This is a genomic window from Robbsia andropogonis (assembly GCF_000970345.1).
Lineage (GTDB): Bacteria > Pseudomonadota > Gammaproteobacteria > Burkholderiales > Burkholderiaceae > Robbsia > Robbsia andropogonis.
On sequence record NZ_LAQU01000154.1, the window covers coordinates 1 to 1,838 of the forward strand.

A 1,838-nucleotide genomic window follows, 5' to 3' on the forward strand; every position below is an offset into this window, starting at 1 on the left:
GATGCATGACAACCTCGTCTATTTACCGCGGTCATCGCTTCCCGCCCACCATTATCAGCCAAGCGGTGCGCTGGTATTTTCGCTTCTCGCTGAGCTTTCTTGATATCGAAGAATTGTTGCTCCAGCGCAGCGTCGTGGTGAGCTACGAATCGATCCGACGATGGTGCGATAAATTTGGCGATCACTTTGCCTGACAAGTGAAGGTCACCGGGCGCAAGGCGAACACTTGGCATCTGGACCAGATGTTCTTGTGTCTGTGCGGTGAGCGTTACTGGCTATGGCGTGTCCGTGCGAGGAAAGCCACATAAAAACCAGTGCTGATGCAGGCTGCCCGTCAGTTTTACGTAAACCTTTCATCTCTACACGTTTAGCAAGGTCAACGCGCTGGACTTGGCGCAATCGGAGAAAGTACAGCAGGCCTTGACCAGCCATTTGGGGCGAACGCTGAACATCGGCCGCGCTGCTGGTGCGCGACGGCTGGATCGAGGTGTAAGGTTTTTCAAGATAAAGCGCGTTCTCCACATTCTTGCATTACATGATCATGAATCGACCGACATTGACTTCCGACGCAAGCATTCCGGAAGTTGACATTGAATCGCTACGCTTTGCGCTCGAGAGGCACGTCGTGCTTTCTGATGGCGCAATGCTTGCCTCCGGCGACCTGTTCAAGGTGGTGCTGTCTGGCTCGATGGCGCTGGATGGCCAACCTCTACGGTGCGCTGGTTTCTTACCAGGGGTCACGCTATGGTTGAGCGCGGGTCACGTGCGTCCGATGGACGGCGAAGACCCAGATGAACTGCTTGACTACATCTGGCAGAAGATCCGCCCGAGACTCATCGAGTGGTTGGGCGTGCCCGCGTCGCCCGCAGCCGTAAAGATGGCGTTCCGTGATTTGCGTCTCGAAGCCGGGTGGGACGATCGGCATCGTGGGCAGGCCGGCGCCATGGAGATTGAGGTGCGGCACGCGCCAGAGGCAATCGCCCAGTACCGCAAACGTCGCCGCTCGCAGCCACTGGTGGAGCGAGCGCCCACACGGGAAGAAGAATCCCGTCAGCAGCACGCAACGATTCGTGCCTTGCTCATTGAGGCAATCAGCCGCAGTAGCGATACAGCCAACCCTAAGCTCGCTCGCTTGCCTGGACTCGTGCGGTACCGTGTGAGTGGCGCAATGCAAGCGTGGCACGCTGCCCGGGACGCGTTAGACGCGGTGGACTCGCAGAGCTTCACTCAGGCGCTAAGGACAAAAGGGGTGCTTACGCTGATGCGATTCATCGATCCGTTCATCCGGGACATACTGCCTAACGGGGCAGACGGATTCAACGCCATGCAGGTCCGGATGATCGCGCAATACAGCATCATCTGGCTTGCATTCGAGGTGCGTCATGGTGTGTTCTATGAGCCGACCCCCCCTTGCACCGACTGCTCGACGACTCTTACATTGCTGACGACGTGCCGGTCGGAATGATCACGCTGCCAGCCGACACGGTGTGCATCATTCCTGAACCGTCGCGGTGGGAGAAGGCCGGTGATGTCGAGGCGATCGCCATTTTTCGCACCGAACAGACGCTCGACCTGGTTGCGTGGACATGCCAGGATAGCGCGACGACCGGCGCGATGGACGTCATCAGCTTGTCGTTGGACGATCCGGATAAAACCATTCATGCGCTGCTCGATGAATCCTTTCGCAACTCACGGGACCCTGAGGATGCGGACACACTTGCGCTCTGGCGCGGCGCCATGGATTACAGCATCAAAATGTTGCTGTACCTGAATGCGCGAGATGCGCAGATCGTACACGAGCAGGCGTATACCAAGGCACCGCGTCAGTTCAATGGGCT

At 57.8% G+C, this 1,838-nt stretch carries 1 protein-coding gene and 2 pseudogenes; all 3 read left to right on the forward strand.

Translation table 11 applies throughout. From position 1 onward, the window contains the following. Positions 1-5: 5 nt before the first annotated feature. Positions 6-284 (forward strand): annotated as a pseudogene (locus WM40_RS31945) (IS6 family transposase); the annotation flags it as partial. A 257-nt stretch (positions 285-541) separates the two neighbouring features. Then, positions 542-1,465, forward strand: a complete 924-nt coding sequence (locus WM40_RS28400) for a hypothetical protein (RefSeq protein ID WP_157793826.1) — start codon at positions 542-544, stop codon at positions 1,463-1,465. Beyond that, positions 1,462-1,838 (forward strand): annotated as a pseudogene (locus WM40_RS28405) (hypothetical protein); the annotation flags it as partial. The gene WM40_RS28400 and the pseudogene WM40_RS28405, both read left to right, overlap by 4 nt.

What these genes read in the sequence shown, in the direction of transcription:
- WM40_RS28400 (WP_157793826.1), top strand. Translation starts at nt 542, where the DNA reads ATGAATCGACCGACATTGACTTCCGACGCAAGCATTCCGGAAGTTGAC.